General features: G+C 61.0%; 21 protein-coding genes and 2 pseudogenes. 13 read left to right on the top strand and 10 right to left on the bottom strand.

The window, feature by feature from the left end:
• Nucleotides 1–6: 6 nt before the first annotated feature.
• Nucleotides 7–639 carry a pyridoxamine 5'-phosphate oxidase family protein gene (locus ACP7EY_RS21480; RefSeq protein WP_426197246.1) on the bottom strand — a complete coding sequence of 211 codons (633 nt, stop codon included), beginning with the start codon at nt 637–639 and terminating at the stop codon, nt 7–9.
• Between the two features lie 147 nt (nt 640–786).
• Here ACP7EY_RS21480 and ACP7EY_RS21475 point away from each other — a divergent pair, with 147 nt between their 5' ends.
• Entirely contained in the window at nt 787–1,785 is a 999-nt protein-coding gene (locus ACP7EY_RS21475) for a LysR family transcriptional regulator (protein ID WP_426197244.1), read from the top strand.
• A 1-nt stretch (nt 1,786) separates the two neighbouring features.
• On the opposite strand, the gene ACP7EY_RS21470 is transcribed toward ACP7EY_RS21475, so the two are convergent.
• Both ACP7EY_RS21470 and ACP7EY_RS21465 read right to left on the bottom strand, forming a co-directional pair.
• Nucleotides 1,787–2,365 carry a DUF308 domain-containing protein gene (locus ACP7EY_RS21470; RefSeq protein ID WP_426197242.1) on the bottom strand — a complete coding sequence of 193 codons (579 nt, stop codon included), beginning with the start codon at nt 2,363–2,365 and terminating at the stop codon, nt 1,787–1,789.
• A gap of 70 nt (nt 2,366–2,435) precedes the next feature.
• On the bottom strand, nt 2,436–3,020 hold the full coding sequence (locus ACP7EY_RS21465) for a TetR/AcrR family transcriptional regulator (protein WP_426197240.1): 585 nt from the start codon (nt 3,018–3,020) through the stop codon (nt 2,436–2,438).
• Nucleotides 3,021–3,808: 788 nt separating this feature from the next.
• Here ACP7EY_RS21465 and ACP7EY_RS21460 point away from each other — a divergent pair.
• On the top strand, nt 3,809–4,921 hold the full coding sequence (locus tag ACP7EY_RS21460; protein ID WP_426197238.1) for a PQQ-dependent sugar dehydrogenase: 1,113 nt from the start codon (nt 3,809–3,811) through the stop codon (nt 4,919–4,921).
• A gap of 235 nt (nt 4,922–5,156) precedes the next feature.
• Entirely contained in the window at nt 5,157–6,071 is a 915-nt protein-coding gene (locus ACP7EY_RS21455; protein ID WP_426197236.1) for a LysR family transcriptional regulator, read from the top strand.
• A gap of 14 nt (nt 6,072–6,085) precedes the next feature.
• On the opposite strand, the pseudogene ACP7EY_RS21450 reads toward ACP7EY_RS21455, so the two are convergent.
• The 6 genes and pseudogenes from ACP7EY_RS21450 to ACP7EY_RS21425 all read right to left on the bottom strand — a co-directional run bounded on the left by ACP7EY_RS21450 (nt 6,086) and on the right by ACP7EY_RS21425 (nt 10,376).
• Nucleotides 6,086–6,773: pseudogene (locus tag ACP7EY_RS21450) on the bottom strand (SDR family oxidoreductase).
• Nucleotides 6,774–6,784: 11 nt separating this feature from the next.
• Nucleotides 6,785–7,456, bottom strand: a complete 672-nt coding sequence (locus ACP7EY_RS21445; protein WP_426197285.1) for a peroxiredoxin-like family protein — start codon at nt 7,454–7,456, stop codon at nt 6,785–6,787.
• 137 nt (nt 7,457–7,593) lie between these two features.
• Nucleotides 7,594–8,226, bottom strand: coding sequence for a glutathione S-transferase family protein (locus ACP7EY_RS21440; protein WP_426197234.1), 633 nt, complete (start codon nt 8,224–8,226; stop codon nt 7,594–7,596).
• Between the two features lie 48 nt (nt 8,227–8,274).
• The gene (locus tag ACP7EY_RS21435) at nt 8,275–9,114 is read right to left on the bottom strand and encodes an enoyl-CoA hydratase/isomerase family protein (RefSeq protein ID WP_426197232.1); all 840 of its coding nucleotides are present in this window, start codon (nt 9,112–9,114) and stop codon (nt 8,275–8,277) included.
• Nucleotides 9,115–9,192: 78 nt separating this feature from the next.
• Complete coding sequence (locus tag ACP7EY_RS21430) at nt 9,193–9,726, bottom strand: carboxymuconolactone decarboxylase family protein (protein WP_426197230.1); 534 nt, start codon at nt 9,724–9,726, stop codon at nt 9,193–9,195.
• A 59-nt stretch (nt 9,727–9,785) separates the two neighbouring features.
• Nucleotides 9,786–10,376 carry a hypothetical protein gene (locus tag ACP7EY_RS21425; RefSeq protein WP_426197228.1) on the bottom strand — a complete coding sequence of 197 codons (591 nt, stop codon included), beginning with the start codon at nt 10,374–10,376 and terminating at the stop codon, nt 9,786–9,788.
• Nucleotides 10,377–10,786: 410 nt separating this feature from the next.
• On the opposite strand from ACP7EY_RS21425, the gene ACP7EY_RS21420 reads away from it, so the two are divergent.
• From ACP7EY_RS21420 to ACP7EY_RS21410, 3 genes and pseudogenes are all read left to right on the top strand, one after another.
• Nucleotides 10,787–11,638 (top strand): oxidoreductase, encoded by an 852-nt coding sequence (locus ACP7EY_RS21420; protein ID WP_426197226.1) that lies wholly within the window; start codon nt 10,787–10,789, stop codon nt 11,636–11,638.
• Nucleotides 11,639–11,741: 103 nt separating this feature from the next.
• Nucleotides 11,742–12,425, top strand: coding sequence for a dihydrofolate reductase family protein (locus ACP7EY_RS21415; RefSeq protein WP_426197225.1), 684 nt, complete (start codon nt 11,742–11,744; stop codon nt 12,423–12,425).
• A gap of 733 nt (nt 12,426–13,158) precedes the next feature.
• Nucleotides 13,159–13,521: pseudogene (locus tag ACP7EY_RS21410) on the top strand (IS3 family transposase); the annotation flags it as partial.
• 330 nt (nt 13,522–13,851) lie between these two features.
• Here the strand turns inward: ACP7EY_RS21410 and tssK are convergent.
• Entirely contained in the window at nt 13,852–15,183 is a 1,332-nt protein-coding gene (gene tssK / locus ACP7EY_RS21405; protein WP_426197223.1) for a type VI secretion system baseplate subunit TssK, read from the bottom strand.
• Between the two features lie 197 nt (nt 15,184–15,380).
• On the opposite strand from tssK, the gene tssE reads away from it, so the two are divergent.
• The 7 genes from tssE to ACP7EY_RS21370 form a co-directional block, all read left to right on the top strand.
• A complete protein-coding gene (gene tssE / locus ACP7EY_RS21400) occupies nt 15,381–15,872 on the top strand; it encodes a type VI secretion system baseplate subunit TssE (protein WP_426197221.1) in 492 nt (163 codons plus the stop codon).
• Between the two features lie 12 nt (nt 15,873–15,884).
• Nucleotides 15,885–17,729, top strand: a complete 1,845-nt coding sequence (gene tssF, locus ACP7EY_RS21395) for a type VI secretion system baseplate subunit TssF (protein WP_426197219.1) — start codon at nt 15,885–15,887, stop codon at nt 17,727–17,729.
• Nucleotides 17,726–18,808 carry a type VI secretion system baseplate subunit TssG gene (tssG, locus tag ACP7EY_RS21390; RefSeq protein WP_426197217.1) on the top strand — a complete coding sequence of 361 codons (1,083 nt, stop codon included), beginning with the start codon at nt 17,726–17,728 and terminating at the stop codon, nt 18,806–18,808. The genes tssF and tssG overlap by 4 nt, the downstream gene beginning before the upstream one ends.
• 149 nt (nt 18,809–18,957) lie before the next feature.
• Entirely contained in the window at nt 18,958–21,573 is a 2,616-nt protein-coding gene (locus ACP7EY_RS21385) for a type VI secretion system Vgr family protein (protein ID WP_426197215.1), read from the top strand.
• 994 nt (nt 21,574–22,567) lie between these two features.
• On the top strand, nt 22,568–24,469 hold the full coding sequence (locus ACP7EY_RS21380; protein ID WP_426197214.1) for an esterase/lipase family protein: 1,902 nt from the start codon (nt 22,568–22,570) through the stop codon (nt 24,467–24,469).
• Complete coding sequence (locus ACP7EY_RS21375) at nt 24,466–25,617, top strand: T6SS immunity protein Tli4 family protein (protein WP_426197212.1); 1,152 nt, start codon at nt 24,466–24,468, stop codon at nt 25,615–25,617. Before ACP7EY_RS21380 ends, ACP7EY_RS21375 begins: the two co-directional genes overlap by 4 nt.
• Nucleotides 25,618–25,674: 57 nt before the next feature.
• On the top strand, nt 25,675–26,045 hold a 371-nt coding region (locus tag ACP7EY_RS21370), incomplete at its 3' end, for a hypothetical protein (RefSeq protein ID WP_426197210.1).

Genomic DNA, 26,045 nt, shown 5'->3' with positions numbered 1-26,045 from the left:
CTTGTTCTACCGAGCTCCGCCACCGCTGGCAAGTCGCTCAAGCAAGGCGGCATTTTCCGCTTCCAGCTGGCCGATTCGATCGTGTAGCGGACCGACTGCCGCCTTGACTTCCCGCTCGGTAAAGCGCGGCGTAATATGCTGCGGGCAGTTCCAGTCGAAGTTCTCGAGACGCAGCCGGACGATGCGTTCGATCTTCGCTTTGTAGCCGGCGACGGTAACGAGCCCGGTCAGGGCCGGATCGTCATCGCGCTCCAGGATATCGACATGGACGTAGATCTTCAGCCGCGCGCGGTGGGCATAATCCATCAGGAACAGGCAAGCCCGGTCATCGGCCGCCAGGTTGCCCGTGCTGATGTACTGACGGTTGCCGCCATAATCGGCAAAGGCCAGCGTGCGCTCGTCGATCACCTTCAGAAAACCGACCGGGCCACCCCGATGCTGCATGTAAGGCCAGCCGGTTTCGGACACGGTGGCGATGTAGAAGCTGTCGCGCGCCGCGATCAAGGCTTGCTCGTTCTCCGTAAACCGGTCGAACTGCCGATGCCCTTTGAAATCTTGCCAGAGATGGTCGGCGCCCATCCTGGCTTGCGCGGCGCGCACGCTGGGCGTCATCGCGATATCAAGAAATCCATACGACATGGTCGACCTCCGTGAAACGTCCATAAACGGCGCAGGCGGCGAGGCCTGAAAGGGTACTAGTGCCACTGGACATAGCATGGACCTTTCAGCCTCCATTGATAATCCCGTAAAATCAATAAACTTCCTACCACTATTCGGAAGAATCGAATGGATCGTTTCGAAGCCATGTCGCTGCTGGTGGCCGTGACGGAGCACGGCAGCCTGTCCGCGGCGGGACGTGCCACGCGGGTTCCGCTGGCCACGCTGAGCCGCAAGATTTCTGACCTGGAAGCCTTACTCGGTACCAGGCTGCTGGTGCGCACGACGCGCAAGATCACGCTGACGGACGCCGGGATCGCCTATGTCGCGGCGGCGCGCCGGATCCTGGAGGAGGTCGAGAACGCGGAGCGCGAAGCGGCCGGTGAGTTCACCGCCCCCAAGGGCGAGCTGGTCATTACCGCGCCCACCATGTTCGGGCGCCTGCATGTGCTGCCCGTCGTCGCCGATTTTCTGACGGCCTTCCCGGAGATCAATGTTCGACTCATCCTGGCTGACCGGAACGTCGATCTCGTTGGCGACCACGTCGATATGGCGGTCAGGATCGGCAAGCTGCCCGACAGTTCGATGGTGGCGACGCAAGTGGGAGTGATGCGTACCGTGACATGCGCCAGCCCTGCCCTGCTGGCCGGCATGGGTGCGCACGGTGCGCTCCACAGTCCCGATGATTTATCGGGGCTGCCTTGCGTGACCGTGGACACGCCCATGCCGTCACCGCCCTGGCGCTTCCGGGACCCACGATCAGGCGCGCTGATGGACGTTGCCATCGTGCCACGCCTTGCCGTGACGACGCCGGAAGCGGCGGCGCAGGCAGCAGTTCTCAAGGTGGGGGTGGTGCGGCTGCTGCATTACCAGGTGATCGATGCGGTCGAACGTGGCGCGCTGCAGATTGTTTTCGAAGCTTACGAACCGGCGCCCGTGCCAGTGCATCTTGTGCACGCCTTGCGCGGGCAGATGCCGCTCAAGATGCGCCGCTTTCTCGATTTTGCCGCGCCGCGCCTGAGGCAGGCACTCGGCGATATGGCGTCGAAGGGGGACGGTGGCGCCGACGTGCCGATGACGGTGCGCAACGCGACGGCGGCGTTGCAGACGCGGCGCCAGCCAGGGTGACTCAGGTCGCTTTCCTGGCGCGCCGCGTGGCGGCCACGCTCAGCCACAGCGCCGACACCAGGAAGTAGAACGCGCCGAAGCCGGCATAGCCCACCAGTCCGGTGACGGCCGGCATTGCCGGCTGCCCCGCCTGAACGATGAAAAAGCCGCCGGCCAGCGCCGACTGCGCGCCGCTGAGCACCATCGCCCACTGCGCGCCCGCGCTCTTCCAGCGGCGCAGCCCGGCGCCCAGTTGCAGCACACCAGCCAGGATGGCCCAGGCGCCGAACACCCCCAGCACCAGGTGCATGTCGGGCAGCGCAATCGCCACCGCCAGCGCCGTCACCACGCTGACGAGGGCGTTCACGGCTTGCGGCTGATTGCGCGCCATGCCGCCGCTGCGGCTGGCGTCGACCAGGTTGGCGATCGCGTCCCAGGCGGGATAGGCGACCATCAGCACGGCGGCGACGGCGGGTGCGCTGCGTGCAAAAGCGAGCACGGCGCCAATCCAGGCCAGCGCGAATGCGGCGCGGGAAAAGTAATATGTCTTGAGCCAGGACTGCGGGGAATTGTGGCCGGGCTGGGGGGCGTGCTGCTGCATGGTGTTTCCTTCACTGTGGGGAAGCGGTAAACTACCTACTAGTTGGTAGATTAATTGATGAAAAAACGCGTCACGTGCGCGTGCTCAGCCGCGACAACTGCGCATCGACGATGGTGCCGAACACGGCGGTGTCGCCATAAGCCCGCGCCGACAGCATGGCGCCGTGCACGGTCGCCATCAGCAGTTGCGCCTCGATATGGGCGCCCTGCCCCGGCACGATGCTGTGTTCGACGATGCCGCGCTCGAGCACATCTTGCAGCCAGCCCGCCAGAAAACGGAAATGCGCGCGGACTTCCAGCGCCACGTCCGCAGGCAGGCCGGGCAATTCGCCGGCCAGCATGGCGCACACGCAGAACGGCGCGCTGGCGTCGCCAATGCAGCTTTTCCAGTAACCTACGTAGCTGCGCAACTGGTCGAGCGGCGCCGGCACCGCGCGCGCCAGCGCGAGCAAACCGTCTTCAGCGCTGCGCCGATAGCCCGCCACCAGCGTGCGCACCAGGTCGGCCTTGGCCGGAAAATGGTGATGAATGCTGGCCTTTCGGATGCCGACCACATCGGCGATGTCGGCGTAACTGAAGCCGTTGTAGCCGCCGGCGACGATCAAGGTGCGGGCGCAGGCGAGAATGTTGTCGGCGGTGTTTGGTGATTTGCTCATGGGCGAATCCTACCTTCTGGTAGGTTGGCTGTCAAGGGCGACTGCTTGGATGGACATACATGGGCCGTTTGCGGCGGTGGCTCTCAGGTGCTGACATGCTGGCCGAAATGGAGAGTGAAGGCAACTGCTCCGTGGTCGACCGCTACTCGGCGGTGCTGGACCGGCAGCACGCTCGGTTGTGCGTGTCGATGACGTATTGCCGAGGTGAGGTTGGGTCTCACAAACATAGATCAGCTAGGAAACGGACATGCAAGCTTATGTATGTTCGTGAGACCTGCCCCTCGGCGTCTAGAGACCTTGACACGACCTAAAGGCAAGAATATTCCTTGCGAGCGGCTTCGCCGGAGTCGAGCAGCATTTCGATCCGCGCGATTACATCAACTTCAAATGCCCGGTCCCTGTCTGCAGGCTGGGCTAACAATCATGCGGCCCCTGCAGCGTCCCCACCCACCATTGGATGGTTGGCCAAGCAGGTTGCGCGATAATATCCTTTGAAATACGCAGAATTTTCTGCACCCACCGGCCGCGACGAGCGGAGCGTCTGCAATGGGAGTTTTGCTCTACACTTTCCAACGCCCCATGGACCAACCGCGCCGGCGGCTACTTCGCCGCGGGTGGGCGACGGGCTGCACCACGGTCGTCAAGTACATGCCCGGCGCGCGCCCAATCCGAACGTTCGGGGCGTCGAAGTGACCGTGCTGGCGGCATCGGCTTGCTGAACCGGCGCGAATCGGCACACTTTCGTCCCAACAATTTGGCATCAATCCGCACATGGAGATCTGGAAAACATGAATTTGAACATGCTAGGCGTCGCCACCACGTTTTCGCTCACCCTGCTCTCGTTCGTCGCAGCCCCCGCAAGCGCGACCGGCGGCCTGCCTTTCGAAGTCAAGCCGGTCGGCACATTCAACAGCCCATGGGCCATGGCATTCCTGCCTAACGGCCACATGCTGGTGACGCAAAAGGAGGGGACGATGATCCTGTTCGATCCCGCAACCGGTACCATGCGCACAGTGTCGGGCACACCGGCCGTCAGCAGCAAGGGCCAGGGCGCGCTCATGGACATCGTGCCCGCGCCCGATTTTGCGGCCAGCAAGCGGCTTTACTTCAGCTACTCCGAGGCGGGTTCCGGCGCCGGCAGCCGGGTCGTGCTCGCCACCGCGACACTGGATCAGGCAGGCGGCACGCTCAAGGATACCAAGGCCATTTTCCGCGGCCAGGAAGCATCGACTGGCGGGCACTATTCGGGCCGTATCGGCTTCTCGCCGGATGGCAAGTATCTGTTCTTCACCAGTGGCGACCGGCAGCTTTTCGATCCGGCGCAGGACCCCAAGTCGACGCTCGGCAAGGTGCTGCGCCTGAACCTCGACGGCACGCCGGCCGCCGGCAACCCGCTCGCGGCCAAGGGCTTCGATGCAGCCGTCTGGTCGTATGGCCACCGCAACCTGCTGGGCATCGCCTTCGACAGGCAGGGGCGCCTGTGGGAAATGGAGATGGGGCCGCGCCATGGCGACGAGATCAACCTGATCAAGCCAGGCCTCAACTATGGCTGGCCGAAGGTATCAAACGGCAACCACTACGACGGCCGGGACATCCCCGACCACGCGCCCGGCGACGGCTACGAGGCCCCGAAAGTGTCCTGGAATCCGGCCATTTCACCAGGCGGCCTCGCCTACTACGATGCGGACCTGTTCCCGAAGTGGAAAAATTCCCTCTTCATCACCGGCCTCTCGGGCCAGTCGCTGGACCGCATTGCCCTCAACGGCGAGAACGCGACCAAGGAGGACCATTGGGACATGGGCGAACGCATCCGCGCCGTGCGCACCGGGCCGGATGGCGCGCTATGGCTGCTGGAAGACGGTGCGCGCGGCCGACTGCTGATGCTCACACCGAAGAAGTAGGCCAGTCGAGGGCCGGCGGTCTGGTTTGCGGGCGGGCAGGCAGGCGTCAGGCAACCGGCACGGTCCCGCCGTCGATCAAGTATTCGGCGCCGGAGATAGCGGCGGCTTTGTCCGACTTCAGTTGAAACAGGTAAATCATCGCGGGCAAAGCCCTGTCGAGGCAGAGAGCTGGCGCCTATAATTCATTCCTGTGCGGAATGCCCGGTGCTGGCAGACCGTCTTGCAAAGGAATGCGATGGATCGACTGACGCTGATGGAAACTTTTGTGTGTACCGTGGAGACCGGCTCCTTTTCGGCGGCGGCTCGCCGGCTCGACGTGGGGCAGCCGGCCGTTTCGAAGGCCATCGCGCAGCTGGAAGCGCGCCTGCAGACCCGCCTGCTGCTGCGCTCAACGCGCGGCTTGACCCCGACCGCAGCGGGACAAGCCTATTTCGAATCGGCCAAGCGCGCGATCGCCATGGTCGACGACGCCGACGGCGCGGCGCGTGGCGTCAATGCCGACCTGGTCGGCAAGCTGCGCGTATGCGCCGCGGTGACCTTTGCGCGCCTCCACATCATTCCGCACATCAAAAATTTTTTACAGCGCCATCCAGCGCTGGAAGTTGAAGTGATGCTCGACGATCGCCAGATCGACCTGCTCGAACATGGCATCGACGTCGCGCTGCGCATGGGTAATCTGGGCGACTCGTCGATGACGGCGCGCCGTATCGCCAGCGGACGGCGCATGGTCGTGGCAGCGCCCGCGTATCTTGCCGGACGCGACCTGCCGCAGATCCCGGCCGACCTGGCGCAGCACGAAGCCGTGGTCTATCTGAGCGATTCGGGCGGTGCCACGACCTGGACGTTCGAACGGGACAGCACCGAGCTATCGGTGACGGTGAACGGACGCCTGCGCGTGAATGCGGCAGAAGGCGTGCGCGCCGCCGTCTGCGCCGGTGTGGGCGTGGCGATCGTGTCGGAGTGGATGTTTGCGCCGGAACTGGCGAACGGCGCGGTCGAGCGCCTGCTCCCCGATTGGTCGCTGCCGACGATCGACCTGTGGGCGGTCTACCCGTCCGGGCGCCTGGCCAGCGCAAAGGCACGCGCGTTCACGGCGTTCGTGCAGGAGATCATGGCCGGCGAAGCGTCCACGGCGCCTGCGCCAGGGTAAGCCAGCAGGCAAGCTCAGATCATCGCCCTCCCCACCGACGCGCCACCGTCGACGAACAGCGTCTGGCCGGTAATGAAAGCGGCGTCTTCGCTCAGCAGAAACGCCACTGCCGCGGCGATGTCGTCCGGTTGTCCGAAGCGGCCCATCGGCACCGCCTCCAGATAGCGTCGTTCGCCTTCGCTCCCGCGTGGATTGTTCTTGCGGAACAGCTCGGTCTCGGTGGGACCGGGGGACACGGCGTTGACGGTGATGCCCGTGGCGGCCAGTTCCAGCGCCCAGGTGCGGGCGAAGCTCACCAGTGCCGCCTTGGCGCCGGCATAGGCGGTGCGGTCGCGCGTGCCGAGCACCGTCAGGCTGGCAACGTTGACGATGCGCCCCCAGCCTTGCGTGCGCATGTGCGGCAGGATCGCCTGCGCCGCCTGCACCGCCGGACGCAAATTCAAGTCGAACACGGCGTCCATGTCGTCCAGTTCGATGCTGCCGAGCCCCTGGGGACGCACCAGGCCGACATTGTTGACCAGGCCATCGAAGCGATACTGCGCTGTGAGCTGCGCCAGCGTCGCGGCGGTGGCCACGCGGTCTGCCAGGTCGACGGCGACGGGCGAGGCCGACCACGTGGTGCCCCGCGCGGGCCAGCCGTTCGCAGACCGCCAGGCCGATGCCCTGGCTGGCGCCGGTGATGAGAAACGTTCTTTTCTGCATGACAGGCCCCCTCAGGCGTGGACTAACAGGTCTTGCAGGACCGCAAGCATGCTGTCCGGCTCAGGGCGACGCGTGTAGTCGGGGTTGACCTCGGCGTAGGCGATGATGCCATCCTGGCCGATGACGTAGCGGGCCGGCATCGGCAGCGTCCATGCCGGGTCGTCGTTGAAGGCCGGGAGGTCGTTCTTGAGCTGCTTGTACAGGTCCACCAGATAGTCTGGCAGCGTAAAGCGCAGGCCGAACGCTGCGGCAACGTCGTTGTGGACATCGCTCAGAATCGGAAAATCAAGCTTGTTCTGGCGCTGCGACTTACGGCTGTTGGCGGCGGTCTGCGGCGAGATTGCCACCAGGCTGGCGCCGCGTGCCTGAAACTGCGGCAGCGTTTCCTGCAGGGCCTGGAGCTCGAAGTTGCAGTAAGGGCACCATACGCCCCGGTAAAAGCTGAGGACCAGCGGGCCCTTGGCCAGCAGCGCCGCCGACGATACGGGCTTGCCGTCCGGGTCGTTCAAAACAAAGGCCGGTGCCCGCTCACCTGCCTTGAGCGCGCGGCCTGCCTGGCCAGAGGCGACCAGTTCGGCAGTGGCGCGCGCCATGATCGGGTGGATTTCCGGCGGTGCAAAGTAAGGGGCCTTGCCGGCTTTGAAGTCGGCCTTGAATGCGTCGAGTTTGGCTTGCAGTGTTATGCTGGGTGCTCCAGTCAATGTGTGTGAAGGTGTCGGATAAAAAGCGGGTGCCGGGCTGGCGTCGTCGACGGTGGCCAGCTGGCCGGCATCGCCGGTATTGACGCAACGGGCCCCGGCGGCCCGGCTCGTGGTCAGGGTCAGGCCGGCGGCGCCAACGCTTCAACGCGTGCGATGGCGCGCAGCACGGCCGGACGCCGGGACATGGCATCGAACCAGCGGGCGACGTGCGGGCTGCTGTCGAGATCGACGCCGGCAAAGGCGCGCCGCCAGATCCAGCCGAAGTGGGCAATATCCGCAATCGAATAGGCCTCGCCGGCGACGAATGCGTGCTTCGATAGCACGCCGTCGAGCAACCCCAGGGTGCGCAGGGCCTCGCCGTGGAAGCGCTCTACCGCGTGCGGCAACACCTCCGGCGCCAGCTTCTGGAAGTAGCCCGCTTGTCCGAACGCCGGACTGATGGCCGACGCGTGGAAGAACAGCTGCTCGAACACCCGGGCACGGGCTGCTGCATCGGTCGGCAGCAATGCACCGTGGCGTTCGGCAAGATAGACCAGGATGGCCGCCGATTCGGTCAGCGCGATCGTGTTGCCGCCATCATTGACCGTCAGCACGGGCACCTTGCCGTTTGGGTTGAGTGCGACGAACTGCGACGATCTTTGTTCGCCCTTGCGCACGTTCACCCCGTGCAGTTCGTAGGCCAGGCCCAGCTCTTCCAGGGCGATGACGGGCTTGATGCTGTTGGGTGTCGCGAACGCGTGAAGCTGGTACATGGCAGGTCCTTGGAGAAAAGTAGAGGCCGGCGCGTGCCGGCCGTTGGCTTACTGTTTGGCCGCTTTCATCGACTTGACCAGGGCGGCGGCGCTGGCGCCTTCGAGGCTCAGGCCATAGCCGGTCTGCTGAACCAGCGCAAGCTTGAGCGGCGCAATGAAGTAGGTGCGCGTATTGCGACGCGTGACTTCAGGTTTGGTCAGGTAGCGGGCAGCCAGTTCGCGCGCCCTGGCAACGGCCTGGCCATCGCCGACCACCTCGGACACCAGGCCGTACTGCTTCGCTTGCGCCGCCGTGAATGGCTGCGGATCGAGCAGCAGCGCTTCGGCGCGTGTCGGCCCCATGCGGTAAGACCAGGTCGTAAAGATGCCGTCTCCCGGCACGATGCCACCGGCGAAATGCGGCGCATCGTGGAAGGTGGCGCCGGCGCCGGCAACGACGACGTTGGCCACGGCGCAGTATTCCGTGTGCACCCAGGCTTTGCCCTCGACCGCGCAGATCATCGGCACCCGGATGTTGGCGACGTTCTCGACGATCTGGGTGCCTTCGTCATGCACCTTCGACCAGACGTCGGGGTCGCTGACGTCGCCGAAAGACGCGAAATCGATACCACCCATCCACTGCCCGCCTTTGCCGGTCAGGATCACGATCTTGTTATCGCGGTCGCGGCTGATGTGATAGAAGGCGTCGACGAAGGCGTCGTGCGCCTTGGCCGTGAAAGTGAACGGTCCGCCGTTGGTGTTCATCTCGACGAGCAGGACGCCTTGGGCGTCACGCGTCATGCGCAGCTTGTCGGTCTGGGTGAAGTAGGCCGGATCGGCGGCGTAGGCCAGGTTGCTCATGCTGGCGGCGACGGCAATGGCGGCGCTCAAAGTACGCAAAGTGTTCATGGGTATGCTTTTTCTGTCAGGGTGGGGATGGGTTGTCATGCTCGCGCCGTCGTGCGCGAACGGCTCAGGGGCGCTGCTTTACAAGGCCGGTGCGGCAGGGAAGTCGACGGCGACCTGGGTCAGCGCGTGCAGGTAGTTGGTGATGATCTTGTCGCCGATGACCATCACCGTGTCGACCAGATGGCCTTCCGTGTAGCCGGCGGCGAAGAATGCATCGACCAGTGCCGGTGCCGCGTGGCCGCGGCGCTCAGTGGCGCTCTCGACCAGGCGCGCCAAGGCGTCGAACTTGGCATCGAAGGGGGCACCGCCCTTGCGGATCGCGATGATCTGGTCTGGCGTAAAGCCCACCATGCCGCCCAGTGCGGTGTGCGCGGCCAGGCAGTAGACGCACTCGTTGACCTGGCTCACCACCAGGTTGATGACCTCGCGCTCTTTTGCGCTCAGCGAGCTCTTGCCGTTTTGCCGGGTCAGGTAGTTGCCGAGCGCGTGCTCGGAGTGGGCCAGTGTGGCGTACAGCTTGGGCACCATGCCCAAGCCCTTCTGCAGTTTTTCGAAGATGGCCTGGTTGGCGGGGGAGACAGTGGCAGCGGTCGGGATAATAAAAGTGTTCATGATGCGTCCTTGGTGGTGAATGAGTTGCAACAGGACGAACTATGAAGTTTTTGCGCCTCTCAGAGTAGCAAGGTCGCAGGCATATGCTGTATTCCTGGCGGCGTAGAAGGCGCGGCGAAGCGGAGTGAGCCGTTTGCTTGCGATACCGTGTTTTGCCTTGTTCCTGCTGGCGTAGCGACGCTAGATCTGATGTCGTTTACGGTGTCGCCGGGTACCTGATGCGAATAAGCGAATCTGCCGAGGTCTTGCATGAGCACACCGGGACGCAACAGGAATGCGCTGGAATACGCCTTGGGAGCGGGAGCCACGTCGGCCGCACCCACAATGTCATCGCAATTATTGATCGCGCCCGCTCGGCTGTTCGGGCCACCCAACGTGCCGAGGTCGGTCATCACGCCATTCATGTAGATAAACGCCCTGGTGTGGCCGGCGCCGTCGTCGGCATAGCCGACGATTTTCCCCGCGGTATTGATGCCGGCCGCGTGGCTATTCGCCCCGCCGAGCGTGCCAAGGTCGGTGATGACGCCGCCGGCGTTGACGAAGCCGTGCTTGTTGCCGCCAATAGGAAAGTCGCCGATGACCCTCCCGCTGCTATTGATGCTGCTTGCGCTACAATAAATATCTCGAAATCGCTGCGAGGCAAGGAGCAAAGCACAGACAGGCCGAGGCCTGGCGAGCGCATTTGAGACGCAGTATCGCTGCGATTCCCGACTTACTTATTCAACGAATTTCTGACTCACCCCACTAGCGTATTCGAACCGGTGCTTGTCATCCAATTCGCCACCGCTCGTCCGTATTGCCGCCTCGTTTCCTCCGCGCTTCCCACAGCACTTGAAGCATCACATGTCCAATTAATTGCCTTGGCGGAACTCGTGGTCCGCCACACGAGGCGTCGACAAAGCCAAAATTAGCATCGTGATATGCTCGATTCACCAATCGAGCATATGTCGGGCAAACGTTGCCCACACCTCCCCACGACTTCATTTCATCTTTGCGGGTATCCGCGTCACGCCTGCTGGCAGGAACGCCAGCAGGCGTGAGACCATTTGGGAGAGAACACATGCAACAAGAAAATAATCCGGTCTGGTTTATTACCGGCTGTTCAACTGGCCTGGGCCGGGCCTTGGCTGAACTGATCATTCAGCGAGGATGGCGCGTGGTCGTCACCGCGCGCGATATCAGTCACATCACAGAAATGGAAAGCGCCACACCGGATCGGGTACTCGCACTGTCCCTCGATGTGACGAACTCTGCACAGATTGACGCGGCGGTTGTCGCTGCGCGAAAGAAATTTGGACAGATTGACGTCTTGGTCAACAACGCCGGCTATGGCTACCAAAGCACCATCGAAGAAGGCGAGGAAACGGAAATTCGTGCGCAATTCGACACCAACGTGTTTGGCCTGTTTGCGATGACGCGGGCGGTACTGCCCCTGATGCGCGAGCGGCGCGCGGGCAACATCATCAACATCACTTCCGTCGCCGGTCTCATCGGTTATCCGGGTTCCGGTTACTACGCGGCGTCCAAGCATGCGGTCGAGGGATGGTCCGATGCGCTGCGTGCCGAAGTGCTGCCGCTGGGGATCGGCGTGACCTGTATCGAGCCTGGCCCCTTTCGCACGGATTGGGCGGGCCGGTCGCTGCGCCAGACGACCAACCGGATCGCCGATTATGCCGAAACGGCGGGCAAGCGGCTGGCCGGGACCAAAGAAACCAGTGGCGCGCAGGCCGGTGATCCCGTCAGGGCGGCCGCGGCCATGGTGACCGTCGCGCGAGGCGCAGACGCGCCCAGGCATCTTGTGCTCGGCGCCTGGGGCTTCAACGCAGTGCTTGAACGCATGGAACAGCGTGTGCGCGACATCTCGATGCAACGCGATCTGAGCCTGTCCGCCGACTTTGATGACGCGGCATAAGCGCCCGGCTTCGTCAGGCGACACATGCGGCATGCTCAATCCGCAGTAACTGTCCCTTTCTGATTGACGAGCAATTTGCTCAAGTGTCGTTTTGGAGAATTATATGAAGCCTTACATTATCTGTCACATGATGTCGTCCATCGACGGCCATGCACTTACCGACGGCTGGGATAGGCCGTTCATGAAAGCAGCGGGAGCGATGTATGAAAAGCTCGCCGCGACGTTTGCCTTCGATGGCTGGATTTGCGGGCGCACCACCATGGAGGAAATCGCCCATGGCGACGGTTATCCGAAAGGCCTGGCGAAGGAGCCGATCCCCCGTATTGCCTATTTCGCCAGGCGTGACGCGGCGACTTACGCCATTGCCATCGATGGTCACGGCAAAGTTGCGTGGAAGAGCAACGAAGCGCTCGGCTCCCACGTGGTCGCGGTCCTTACCGAAGCCGTGTCGGACGACTATCTCGCCTATTTGCAGTCGATCGAAGTGTCCTATTTTTTCGGCGGCAAAACCGATATCGATCTGGCGCACGTGGTGCAGACCTTGGCCGATGAACTGGGCACCAGGCGACTGATCGTGGAAGGCGGGCCGCACGTGAGCGGCTCCTTCGTCAATGCCGGCCTGGTCGATGAAGTGAGCGTTTTGATCCTGCCGCTGATCGACGGACGGGGACATCATCCTGCGTCGTTTGAAATGGCCGAAGAGACCTGGACCCAGCCGAGTTACCTGAAACTCGCGTCGGCAGAAGTGCAGGACGGAGGCGGCGTGTGGCTGCGTTATACGCGCTGATGACGTGCCAGGTGCGCGCTGATCATGGACGACGTCGCCTGTGCCTGGTGGCGATTTGTCACGGGCACGCGTCAAGATGCATTCGGATCGCGTCGCGCTTCGCTTGGATCAGTGCGTAAGGAGGGGGACAAGACTGGGAATGCAGGCACGGGCTGAACAATGAGGTGGGGGACGCCGCGTTGGGTTGCGTTGTTCGGCGGCGGGTTTGCGGTGCGGGCCTGACTGCGCGCGGGGGCCGGGGGGCTTTGACGCTTGGGCGGGGCAGGCTTTACGGCGGGCTAGGCGCGGGGGACCTCGACGCTTGGGGCGCTGCGCGCCTGCGCCTTCGGCGCGCAGGCGCCCTGCGTGGGGGATTTACATTGCTTGAACAACACCCTGCCTCAGCTAAAATCCGCGCAGTTCAGATTGTGGAATGCCCCCATTCATGCCCCATTCCACAAATAATACCAACGGGTAACTAAAAGTTAGAACTTTGGCTCGAACGCGTCCACGAGACTGGTGGCGATTCACAACGACGTCACATGAGAATATCATTCGTTACGGCGTAACGAACCCCTAGCGGCTTCGACGATTGGCTTAAGCGACCAGCTAGCGAACGAGACCGCAAGAACTTGCAGGTTCTGCAGGCCATCAAACTCAGCAGTGAAGCGAGCGAAGGGACGTATGTTTCGCCAGGCGTCGTGCGCGACCTTGCCGATGCTGGATTTACGTGCGGCGAGAACTGGGTAGCCCGATTGATGAGGGGTGCTACGTAGCCTCGGTGCGCATCATATACCGGCTTCTGCAGGGCTGTTTGGCGGTGCGCGAACGGCGCAACCAGCGACGCCATCCTGAATATCCAAAGCCGGAGCTTCTGGCCGTCACGTCCAACCAAGTTTGGAGCTGCTAGATTACAAAACTGAAGGGCCCGGTCAGAGGCACGTGCTTCCATCTTTAGGTCATTCTCGACATCTTCAACCACTACGTGGTTGGCTGGATGGTCGCCGAAAAGGAGAGCGCCGAACTGGCCGACAGCGCCATGAAAGAGCACATCACACCCGGTCAACTGACGCTACATGCCGACCGTGCCAGAGGCATGCGCTCCAAGCCGGTGGCGATTTATCCATATTGATCAGTACCAGTTCGAAGCGATCTTGTCAGCTTGACAAATATCAATAGAAGAACCATACAATAATCGACCACATCGTCGCGCAATGTGGCGGTCGCGGCCGCATTTTCGCGTGAGCGCGCGGATGCGTCACTCGGTCGACAACAGGTCAGCTTGATCGACAGCGAAAACATGATGACCGTCCAGTTGATCTGACAAAGCGGTCCCTGCCAAAGGTAACTTCATCTGACCGGATTGAAGACAGAGATGTTCAACTTCGCCGCCAAAATTTCCCAGACCTCATAATTAAGTGCAGGTCTACGCGCAACACCGCGTTGTTCAAGAAATTCCGATCAACTCCATCTTCAACCCCGGCATGCCATCCAAGATATACAAGCCCATCGCGCCCGCCGCCAAGGCACGCTCATACAGCGTGTTTCTCGACGACAGCGCAAAATAGTACGTATTGGGTCGCACCGGCACGGCCGCCGGCACCTGCGGCATGTGCGTGATCGGCACGCCCGGCAGCGCCGAAACAAGAATTTTCTCCAGGTCTTCGGGACTGGCCAGTTTCAGGAGCCGTGGCACGGCGGCGACCAACTCGAGCGCGGCCATGTCGGCGCTGACGGCCAGGCACAGTTGCGTGTCCTTGGTGACCTTGGCGGGATCGAGCACGGCGCGGTGCAGAAAGGGACGATGCGCGTCCGCCACCAGTGCAATCATGCAAAATCTGCTGGAGATGACGGTGTCGACCAGGTCGCGCACCACCGCATCGAGCCTGGCAAACACGTCGCCGAGCGCATCGTGGCGGTAGGCTGGCAGGTCGGCCGCCTTGTAGCGGTCCGAGAACGTCATCAGGCCGCCGGCCAGCGCCAGCACCTTTTCGTACAGCGCCTGCGGATGGTGGTGGAGCGAGCGGGCGACATGGGTCAACAGCACGCTGGCCGTGCTGACGATATTGAACATCCACCACGATGAAATGTCTCCCTTTGACATTTCATAGATGTCGGCCGTGGCCTTGCGGTGGGTGCGCTGCAAAGACTCGACTTTCGCGGTCAGGGCGCTGTTCAGGCTGTCAAGCATACGCCGTAACCCTGGTGACGCGGCAATGGCCACGCTGGGGGCAAAGAAACCGTGATCGATCTCGAAAACGCCCTCGTCAGTGCGGTGCAGCTTGACCACGGCGACGCTGGTGAGCGGATCGCGCGGGGCCGTGTCGAGCAGCAGGCGGGCGCGCTTTTTCAGCAGAGGCACCTCGGTCGGCAAGCCCTCGCTGTACAGGTCGAGCACCTCGGCGTTGTGCCGTACGTAGCGCCCTTCCCTCAAGACATTGCCGCCGTGCGGCTTCACGGCGGCGAGGGTGACGTGAAACGTCACACTGTGCGTCTCGGGCGGCAGGCGCGCCAGGTCGAAGGCGTCGGGCAGCAGATCGGCACCGGGGGCATCGTAGGTGGTGCCATCGGGAAAAATCAGCGAGATGGCCTCCAGGCTCAAGCGGTCGTGGCCGAGCCCATCGAGACTCCACTGAACCGCGCGCACGCCCCAGTAGTGGCTGTTCATCGCCGACGCCACCGTGTGCAGGCGCGCCTCGTGGTAGCTGTCCTGCAGCTGAAAATGCTGCTGACTGAGCGTCAATCCCTCCGCCCAGAATATCTTTGATCCTGCATGCATGGCTGCCCCCCAGTAGTTTCCGATTGCACAGATTCCTGAGAGCATGATGCGGTGTTGCCGACCGCCACTTGATCTGGCGCAGACCGCCACGCGCCAGCCGCGAATCCCCGCCCTTTTGCGCACGCGCAAAGTTGCTAACGATCAAGTGCTGATAATGGCCTCTCCGGCTTCCGCGAGCCTTGCACCAGGAGCGTCGCATGCGCAGTTTTTCTCCCGGCCTGTTCGACCGCCTCGGTGACGACAACGGGTCGGCACCGGCACCGGCACCGGCGCCGACGAACCGCCAGCGCGCCCGTTCGCAGGCGCTCGAAGCCGGCAAGCAAAGCATCACGCGCGACCTCGTCGCGCTGCTCAATACCCGCTGCGCCATGCAGGCCGATGCCTTGCAATCGTATCCGGCGGTCGCCGGCTCGGTGGTCAACTACGGCCTGATCGACTTTGCCGGCATGTGCATGACGAGCGACACCGACCAGCAAAAAATCTGCCGCGCCGTGCAGCAGGCGATCGAACGGCACGAGCCGCGGCTGCACAAGGTGAGCGTCGACCTGCGGCCCAAGAAAGGATCGATCAACCGCGTCGAATTCGTCATCACGGCCGAACTGAAAGGTAGCCTGCAGGGCGAAGCGCTGTCGTTCGACGCCGTGTTTCGCCCGTCGCTCCAACAATATTCGATCAACGACGCCACCTAGGGAGCGCGCAACGTGGACGACCTGTTTCCCAAGTATCAACAAGAGCTCGTCATCCTGCGCGCGCTGTGCCGCGAATATGCCCGGCGCTATCCGAAGGTCGCCGCCAGGCTGCAGCTGGGCGGCGAGGCCTGCGACGATCCGCACGTCGAGCGCCTGATCCAGGCCGTCGCCCTGCTGTGCGCGCGCGTGACCAAGCGGCTCGATGACGGCTACCCGCAGTTCACCGAGGCGTTGCTCAATTTGCTGTTTCCCCATTACCTGCGGCCGTTTCCCTCGTGCGCCATCGTCCGCGTGGCGGCGGCCGACGTCGCCATGCCGCGCGGCACCCGCCTTCAAACGCGCGAGATCAAAGGCGTGCCCTACACGTTCACCACCGCCTACGACGTCGCGCCAGCGACTATCGTGCTGGCCAGCGCCCGGTTCGACGCCCTCATCGACGCGCCGCCGGCGACCCGGCTGCCGGCCGGCGTGACGGCCTCGATCTCGCTGGTGTTCCAGTCGTCGACAGCGAGCGCGCCGCTGTCGATGAGCCACGAGAAAATGCGCCTGTACATCGACGGCGACCCGTCCTTTTGCGCCGCCTTGCGCGACGCGCTGTTGATGCGCACTGCCTGCGCCTATGTGGAGTGTGACGCGCATTCTAAACAAGGCGGCCCATGGACAAAGCTGGACAACGTGCCTCTCTCCGCGGTCGGCTTTGCCGACGACGAAGCGTTGATTCCCTTCGGCGCCCAGTCCCATGTCGCCTACCGGGTGCTGGCCGAATACTTCGCCTTCCCCGAAAAATTCAATTTTCTTGACGTCGACATGGCCAGCCTGCTGGCGCACGCCGCTGACGGCGCCACCGAGCTGACACTGCACCTGGCCCTGGCCGACCTGCGGCCCGACCTTGATCACGCCCGCTTGCTCGCCAGCCTGTCGTGCGCCAATCTGCTGCAAGGGTGTACACCGGTGGTCAACCTGTTCCGCCAGCCGGGCGTGCCGATCTCGTTCGACCAACGCTCCGCGGACTACACCGTGCTGGCCCACGGCAGCCACCCGCAGGCCTTCGAGGTGTATTCGGTCGACCAGGTCCACATGGTGCAGCAAGCGGGCAATGGTGCGCTTGTCAGCGCGTTCCTTCCCTTTTATTCGCTCAAGCACGACGAGCGGGACGAAGCGGCCAATCAACACGGGCGCTACTGGCTGATGCGCCACGACGAAACGCTGGCCCTCTGCAGTCCCGGCCACGAGAAAACCCTGTCGCTGGTCGATGCCAGGCTGTCCGAGATCGAAGTCGACCGCTCTACCCTGTCGATTGAACTCACTTGCACGAATCGCGATCTGCCCGCCTCCCTCAAGCTCGACGCCTTGCACGGCGAGGGCGACCTGTTTATCGGTGGCGCCAAGGGGAGTGCCCCGATCCGTTTTCTGCGCCGGCCGACCCGGCCCGCGCGGCTGATCAACGGCCCCGACACCCAGTGGCGCCTGATTTCGCACCTGGCCCTGAACCACCATTCTCTGGTGCACGACGGCGGCGCGGCGCTGCGCGAAATGCTCGGGCTGTATGACGTGGCGCAGTCGCCCGTCTCGCGCCGGCAGATCAGCGGCATCGTCGCCGTCGACACGGCCGACACCACCGCCTGGATCCGCCACCAGCGGGGCACCTCGCTGGTCTATGGCAGCGAAGTGCGCCTGACGATCGACGAGGACGCGTTTGTCGGCGCCGGCCTGCACCTGTTTTCGCAAGTGGTCGACCAGTTTTTCGGCTTGGTCGTCCACATCAACAGTTTTATTGAACTGGTAATCCTGTCACGGCAAAGCGGAGAGGAACTGATCCGATGCAACCCACGCAGCGGCACCCTGAAACTGGTGTGATCGCGCGGCTGCTGGCGCAGCCGCAGCGCTTCAGGTTTGCCCAGGCCATTAACCTTGTGCTGGACGCCCTGCGACGGCGCGGGGTGTCCTACGACGCCGCGTTTCGCGACGTGATTCGCTTTAGTAACAACGTGTCGCTGTCGTTTCCGGCCAGCGAAGTGCAAGCGCTGACGGTCGAGCGCAAACCTGGCGCCCCAGCGCCGCATGGAGAACCATGCGACGCCCCCGACTTCGACGCCAGCCACCACATTCGCATCATCCCCGCGTTCATTGGCCTGCTGGGCACCGCAGGCACCCTGCCCCTTCACGACAGCGAGCGGCTCGCCTTCCAACAGCACGCCGACCGCGACGCCAGCCAGCACGAACTGATCGATGTGTTCTCCAACCGCATCATCGGGCTGTTCTATGAAAGCTGGGCCAAGTACCGGGTCGAGCATGGCCTGCAGGTTCGCGGACGGGACAGCCTGCTGCCGATGCTGATGGCGCTCGCCGGTCGTGGCAGTGGCGCCACGCATCGGCAGGCGGCGTCAAATCCGTCCCGTACCGACATTGCCGCGGCCTACTATGCGGGCGTGGTGCGTACCCGGCCCGTGTCGGCCGCCGTCATCGAACGAGTCCTCAGCGACCATTTTGCCATCCCCGTTCGCGTCGAGCAGTTCGTCGGCTGCTGGGACGAGATTCCCGTGAACCGGCGCAGCACCTTTGGCCTGAATGGCCCGGTGCTCGGTCGCGGCGCCGTCCTCGGCACGCGCCTGTGGCGCCACGACCTGCGCGCGCGCCTGCACATCGGGCCGCTCAATGAATCCCGGCTCGCCAGCTTTCTGCCGGGCGGCAGCGCGCGAGCGGACTTGGTCGCTCTGATGGCGCTGTTCGCCGTGCCGGTAATTGCCTGGGAAGTCAAACTGCTGCTGGCGCCGCCCTGCGTGAAGCGCCTGACGCTGACGAGCGGGCCGGCATCGCGGCAGCTGGGCTGGACCAGTTTCTTGACAGCGACGGCCGGGGTAACCAACAGCCCGGCAGTAATGTCTCTGCTGCGGCTGCCGATGTCGACAGACGAAGCAGCGGGCGACGTGGCTTGAACGAATTCAAGCCAGAGACGCATACGAGAAAAATGCCACTGCCGCCGTGCAATTGATTTTCGTCAAACCTTGCCCAAGCGGAGCACGGTAACGTGGCGCCTGCACAATTTTGTCTCGCTTCAACGCGATGACCTCAATGGGGAATGCGCATGAGTCTGGGTCAACGAACCGCCGCCGCCTGGTCCGCCTTCACCGAGGGTGAGCAGCACAATCGCCTGATGCGCCTGGATTTTCCCAAGAAGGACGGGCCGCACGCCATCCTGCTGGCCAACACCCTAAAGGCACACGAAGAAGTCTCGCGCGGCTTTCGCTTCGAGGTCGAGGTGCTGTCGAACGATGCCCGCATCCCCTTGAAAGTCATGATGGCGCGGATGGTCACCATCTCCCTGGTGCGCGCCGGCGGCTCGCTGCGCTACTTCAACGGCTACATCACCGAGTTCACTTTTCTGCGCACCGACGGCGGCTTCGCTTATTACAAGATGGTGCTCGAACCCTTCCTGGCGTTTGCCCGCCTGCGCCAGGACAACGTGTCGTTTCACAACAAAACCATGCGCCAGATTACCGAGGACACGCTGGCCCACTATCGCCAGGCCGACTGGCACATGTTCACCCACGACCACGACCCGGTGCTGACGGTCGCCAACCAGCACAACGAGACCGACTACAACCACCTGCACCGCCGCTGGGAAGCGCGGGGGATGATCTACTGGTACGAACACCGCGCCGACGGCCACACCCTGATGCTGTCCGATAACAGCCACCTTGCCGGCCCCATCGACGCCGACCGCCATTTTGAACCCGACGTGATCCCCTTCCATGCGCAGGGCGGCTCGAAGGAGGACGACGGCATTCACGAATGGTCGGCCAGCCGCACACTCGGCTCGGGCCTGACCACCCTCGTCAGCTTCAATTACAAAAGTCCCTATTCGCAATTGGTCGAGGGACCATCGGCCAACCGCCAGGGCGATTTTTTTGCCCACGACGTCTACGAGAACACGGGCGCTTACAGCTTCCTGACCCACGAGGATGGCGAAAAGCTGGCCCAGCAGCGCATGGTCGAGCGCGACAAGACCACCCAGACTTTCGAGGCAAAGGGCAATGACCGCACCGTGCAGCCTGGCCGCGTATTCAAACTGGGCGGCCACTTCAGCGGGGAGTCCCGCTCGCTGGCCTACGATCCGGAGCCACGCCGCACGATCGAAAAGCGCGACTACCTCATTCTCAGCGTCGACCACGAGGCGAGCAACAACTACCCGGCTGGCGCGACGGCGCCGTCGTACTACGAGAACACGTTTACCTGCATTCACAAGGCTATCCGCTGGCGCCCGGGCCGCGATTACCACAGCGAACCGTGCGCCAATCCGGGCGTGCAGACGGCGATCGTGGTCGGCCCCGCCGGCCAGGACATCCACACGGACGGCCTGGGGCGCGTCAAAGTGCAGTTTCACTGGGATCGCCTGGGTAAAAACGACGAGAACAGCTCGGCGTGGATACGCGTGATGGCACCTGCCTCGGGCGGGCAGTTCGGGCAGATCCGATTGCCGCGAATCGGCGAAGAAGTGGTCGTCGTCTACCCTGACGGCAATATCGACCATCCCTTGATACTCGGCGGTGTTTACAACGCGACACACATGCCGCCGTGGCAGCTACCGGGACAGGCTGCGCTATCGGGCCTACGCTCGCGGGAACTTGGCAAAGGCGATCGCAGCAATCATTTGGTGCTGGACGACACCAAAGAAATGATTCAGGCACAGCTGAGAAGCGATCATCAATGCAGTCAATTATCGCTAGGATATATAACCCGCATCGAAGACACGACCGGACGCCAGGACCGGCGCGGCGAGGGCTGGGAAATCGCCACCAATGCTTGGGGCGTGGCGCGCGCGGCCAAAGGCATGCTCATCACGACCGAAGCACGCCCCAATGCCTCGTCCAATGCCAAGGATCTGACGGAGACTATTGCTCGACTGGCCTCTGCGGCCGATATCCAGGAGCAATTGGCAAAAATGGCGCATAGCCATGGAGCGCAAGAAAGCGGCCAGCAAAGCAACGCCTTTGAGGACGTCGCAGCGCAAAATTCTGCCATTCGTGGCACCGTAAAACAGACATTTCCAGAACTCGCCGAACCCCATCTCGTTGTAGCGAGCCCTGCCGGTATCGAGCTGACAAGCGCCCAGTCAATGCATCTTGCCAGTACCCGCCACACTGCCATCACCAGCGGAAAAAGCCTGTCGATTGCCAGTATCGATGGCATTTTCGCCAGCGTCGGCAAGACCTTCAGGTTGTTTGTGCACAAGGCCGGCATGAAGCTCATTGCCGCTGCTGGCAAGGTATCGGTACAGGCGCAAAGCGACGACGTGGAAATCATTGCCAACAAGGTGCTCGAATTGCTCAGCGAAACCGACTGGGTGACCATTCGCGGAAAAAAAGGCGTGCGGCTGCAAGGTGGCAACAATATGCTTGAAGTGGGTGAAAAGGTGCAATTTTTTACGGCATCTCCCGTGCTTTTCCACGGCAACCTGGAGACGCTGGCGGCGAAAAGCGTTTCGCAGTCGTTTAATGAACGTAAGGTTGACTACCGATTCGACCAGGAGGTCAATTTGGTCGATGCGATGTTGAAGCCGGAAAAAAACGTCGCTTACGAACTGGTGCGTGAAGATGGCGCAGTATTTGATGGCAAGACAGCGGCCAGCGGCAGTACTGAGGTGCAGAAATCGGGCAATTTCGACGCTTACACCATCCGCTACAAGGGAGAACTACCGTGAGTGAAAATGCTGAACCGAACGAACGAGACGAGCGCCAGTATAGTTTTCGTCCTGCTGCGCGGATCGCGCGCCACAATCTGACGTCAGCACGGGGAACCAGTACCGAGCGCTGCTTCCCCGCTAGCAAAATCGTATGATTTTTACAATTTCGGGTGTGCTCAGCACGACTCCGGCATAGCGTGAGGTTTTCTGTGGAGCTCACGATAGACCATGCTGCACGCGTCAAACACCCCGGCGGGAAGGCCCACAAGCGTTCCATGACCACCGAGCGCACCGACGGCTTCGTAAGCGTGGCGACAAGCAAGGACAAGCACATGGTTGTCAGATGACAGGCGATCGGCCGGGGGGGAACTGTCGACGGCTTTTTCGCAGTCGACCGATCTCGGCGCCCAGTTAAAGGACGTGGGCGTCACCACCACGCCCAGCCGACCCTCGGTGAAGCGGTGCAGGAAATGGCTGCGGGCGCTCGGGCACGCTCAGCATATATGAAGCGTCGGGAACTGGCGCAGCGTCAAAGCGTGGCACCCGCTAAAAATCTTCAGGCACCTGCGCCTCCTATTGGGGCCATAGGCCTATAAAAGCCGGACTCCCCCCGCCACAAAAAATAGTAGATTGCTCAGGTAACGGGGACATGGTCGCCTGCGATATTTTATCAACATGAATACTTCCTTGACGATGCCATCCTGAACCTCGTCATGCAGCACAGCAACTGCATCTTGACCGGCGCGCAGATGCGCGCCGTGCCCATCGTTGTCGACAGACCGTAACGCGCGCATGCGTTGACCGCCTTACGCAATCGGCGCGCTGTCAATCGTCGTGCCGCGTTTTGCAACGAATTCGATATAACTGTTGAGGGTGATCAATGGTCGCGCGAGTCGTGACCTTTGCTGCGGACACTTCGATAGGATCGCTACGTGATGACCCAGCGCAATTGCTACACAGACTAAATGGATGACTGGGTCAAGTATTTCGCTGACTTGATAGGTGACTTCCTATGCCCGAGAAAACTGATCTAAACGAAAACGGCAATCACGAGGGCGAATTTACCCTCGGCGTCGGTGGCTGGGCCGAATACACGGTGTACATGACAGAAACTGCGGACACCGTCCGGCACGATGTAAAAGTGCCACCTGCGAAAGTGATACCGATCATTTTCTTGCCAGGGGTCATGGGAAGCAATCTGCGCATGACTGTCGAGCGCAGCAAAAAATTGAAACGCGAGGACGACCAAAAACTTATCGATCGCAGGGCGTGGCGACCTGACGACATAAAGCCACTCGACGTCGTCGCGGGTAACGAGATGGGCAATTGGTTCAAGAACGCAAGCCCGGCGCAGCGCCAGTTGAACTTTGATCAAAATCACACCGAGGTGGAGTATTACCACTATACGGAAAGCAATCAGCGATTTGACCCGGAGGGCGCGGAAACGGTCGCCGCTGATGTGCGGCATAAAAACGTTCCCGATGGCCTGCCGCCGATCCCTCCCCTTCTTGGTAGAGGCCTTCACGTCCGCGCGGAGCCTGCCAACGCGGCGCGGCGCAATCCGCCCAAGATGGCAACGCCAGCGCAAGTTGCCCGCTGGCGCGGTTGGAGCGAAGTCCTGTTTAAAGGGCCATACGGGACGATGCTGAAGACGGTCGAAGAGTATATGAACAACATCAGCAAGAATGGCAAGATAGGCCGCTTGTGGACGCCACGCGCTTACGACGCGCTGCCTGGAAATAACGTAACCCCTGCCCTGACCGACCTGCTCTTACAAGACCCCAAGAAATTCGGCGCAACCGATGGGGCCGCGATCAGTGAGCAGGACTTGAAGCAAATCGCCCAATGCTGGTATCCGGTGCATGCGATGGGCTACAACTTCATCAAAAGTAACGCGACATCGGCAAAAGAGATTGCGAATCGCATACGCGGTCTGGTCAAGGGCTATCAGAAACGGGGTTTGCGTTGCAGCGAGGTCATCATCGTGACTCACAGCATGGGCGGCTTGCTGGCACGTGCTGTGATCCATCCCGCGTATGGAAATTTGCTTAATGACGGGGTAGTGAACGTGCTCGGTATCTATCACAATGTCATGCCGACGATGGGTGCCGCCAGCGCCTATAAACGCATGCGTTTCGGTTTTTACGAACCTACTTTGAATCTAGCGACGCATTACCCGGAACAGGTGCTTTGCGCCGATGGCCCCAATGCAACGGCGGTCTTGGCGAACGCACCGGCACCTCTTGAAATGATGCCTGGCGCTGTATATGGAAAAAACTGGTTGAAAGTAACCGACAAATTTGACAGAGTGCTTCGCAGTTGGCCCAAGGAAAATGAAACTGCGCTCGATAACATTTATTTGAAGCCGAATGAAAATTGGTGGCGACTGATAAATCCGAATTGGATTAATCCTGCAAATATTAGAGAAACTGACGGAGGCGGCCTGGCCAATGTCATGGATCGTTTGCGTGAGGCGAGTAAATTCCTGAAGTCAATTGAATCTACGTTTCACCCCGTCACTTTTGCAAGCTATTGCGCATCACCTAAGCAAGCGAGCTATGGCGAAATTATACTTAAAGCGACTGATTTGGATGCCAGATCGTTTGGGCGTAAGGATCAAGATCCGCCTTGGCTCGACCCATCGACATGGCGGCTGATTTCTGAAAAAGGAGATGGCAAATTAATTGTGCAGGCTGGGCCACGTCAGATCATGCTAGAACTGCAGAAGGCATGCGATTCGGGAGACCAAACCGTACCATCTAAACGCTCAGCGGCACATATTAAAGGAACCTTGTTTGAACATACTGGTGATGGCTACGAGCATCAGGGCAGCTATGCGAATATTCAAGTTCTTGCATCGTTGTTGTATTCCATTACGCAAATCGCAAAAAAAGCCGACTGGAAGCAATCATGAAAATATCAATTTCAAAAAAGGCGCTTTTTCTGATTATTTTTGCATCTGGCTTGACAACATATGCCTTTAATTACAACGCCTTTGGGTTCCGCTATTCTTACAAGGAGACTGCCATGCCCGCACCCGTAAAAATGAGCAGCCGACTGGAGCGCCTGTTCGCCACCACTAAATTGGTCTGCTTCGGCCGCTATGCACTCGAAGTTCCCGTTGAAGCGAAGTTGGACTATGGAGGTGTAGGTGATGTCGATGTGTTTGAAGACCATCCAGGTGGCATGAAAGAAATCGCAGCGGCGGCACTGACTAAAGCTAGAAGCGAAAACAAAGAAATGGAAGTCCACTTCAACGGAGAAGGGCCAATTCCCAACTCTTGGCAAATCAGATATTTTCCTTCAGAATCAAAAAAAGAGCGCGGCGCTTTAATGTACGAGACATATATTCACAAAGGAACGCATATTTTTTCTCAACGCGACATTGTTCTAGATGGGGAATCTGGGAATAGTAAAGTGGCTGAGCGCCAGCGCTCTTTCGCAAATCGCCTGCGCCTTCGCAATGAGGATGAAGTGCCACGCGAACCCGGATATTGCATTCCCCATGCATTTCTTGCCGAATCAACATACGATAACCAAGAGATGGACAGCGCTGGCTTGTTCATCCCTAGCTTACCTGACGTTTCATTTTCTATAAGTTCCAATAAGAACGCTTACGCAGACTACAACAAAGACGAGTATGAAAAGGTATGGCGCGCCAAACTATCCCTAATCGGGCGCATCAACGAAGCGAAAAAAGATCAGCCGTTCAGCTATCCCAGCCATACCTTGTTACGCCAAGGAAAGCGCGATGTGCATCACTGGCAGGGTGAAGAGTCGCTCATCAAGCGAAAAGATGGCAGCCATGATTTTGAGTGGGCGCTGGTGGGCACGCCACGCGATGTCGCCAATCCATCCGAATTCGGCGTCGCAATGTACACAAAAGTTGAGCACAACAAAGTCGGTGCCGCGCGCGCTGCCTCACTGAGCGATGACGAGGCAGTCGCGCTGTTCGACAAATTACTCACCGGCTTGAAGTTTCGCGTTCAGGTGCCCGGCGCGCCTGAAGGTTCTTATTATTTTCCGACCAGCGGAACGCCTGATACTACGCGAGGGAAATAGAAGTTAAGAGCCAATTTCTGCACTCAACTAAACGGCGAATGAGTACGGGTGTCGTAAATGATTGCGCCCAAATTTAGGATAACAGATACGGATACGAAAAGCGAAAAGCGAAAAACGACAATTCCATGCATAAATATTGAATCAGATGATATTTCCGCCTCCCCTTTTTGGAGGTGGGGGATTTTTAGCCCAATAGCACTGGAGATCATTGATATTTACGTCGATGGAGAAAGCAATGCATCACGAAGGGCGCGCCGTAGTTCGATTGAACGACAAAACCGATCACGGGGGAACAGTCATTTCCGTTTCCCGGTAGTTGTCAACAAAGATGTCGCGTCAGTTCATGCGGCCAGCTTCAATAATTCAGGCGCAGCCCTTTCTGGATTGAGCCACACCTCGTCCTTCAGTTTCCAATTGCGCGTGGCGCC

Source organism: Massilia sp. DWR3-1-1 (genome assembly GCF_049898325.1).
GTDB lineage: Bacteria > Pseudomonadota > Gammaproteobacteria > Burkholderiales > Burkholderiaceae_D > JAFCUW01.
Note: the sequence above shows the minus strand (reverse complement) of the source record. Positions and strands in the feature narration are given on the sequence as shown.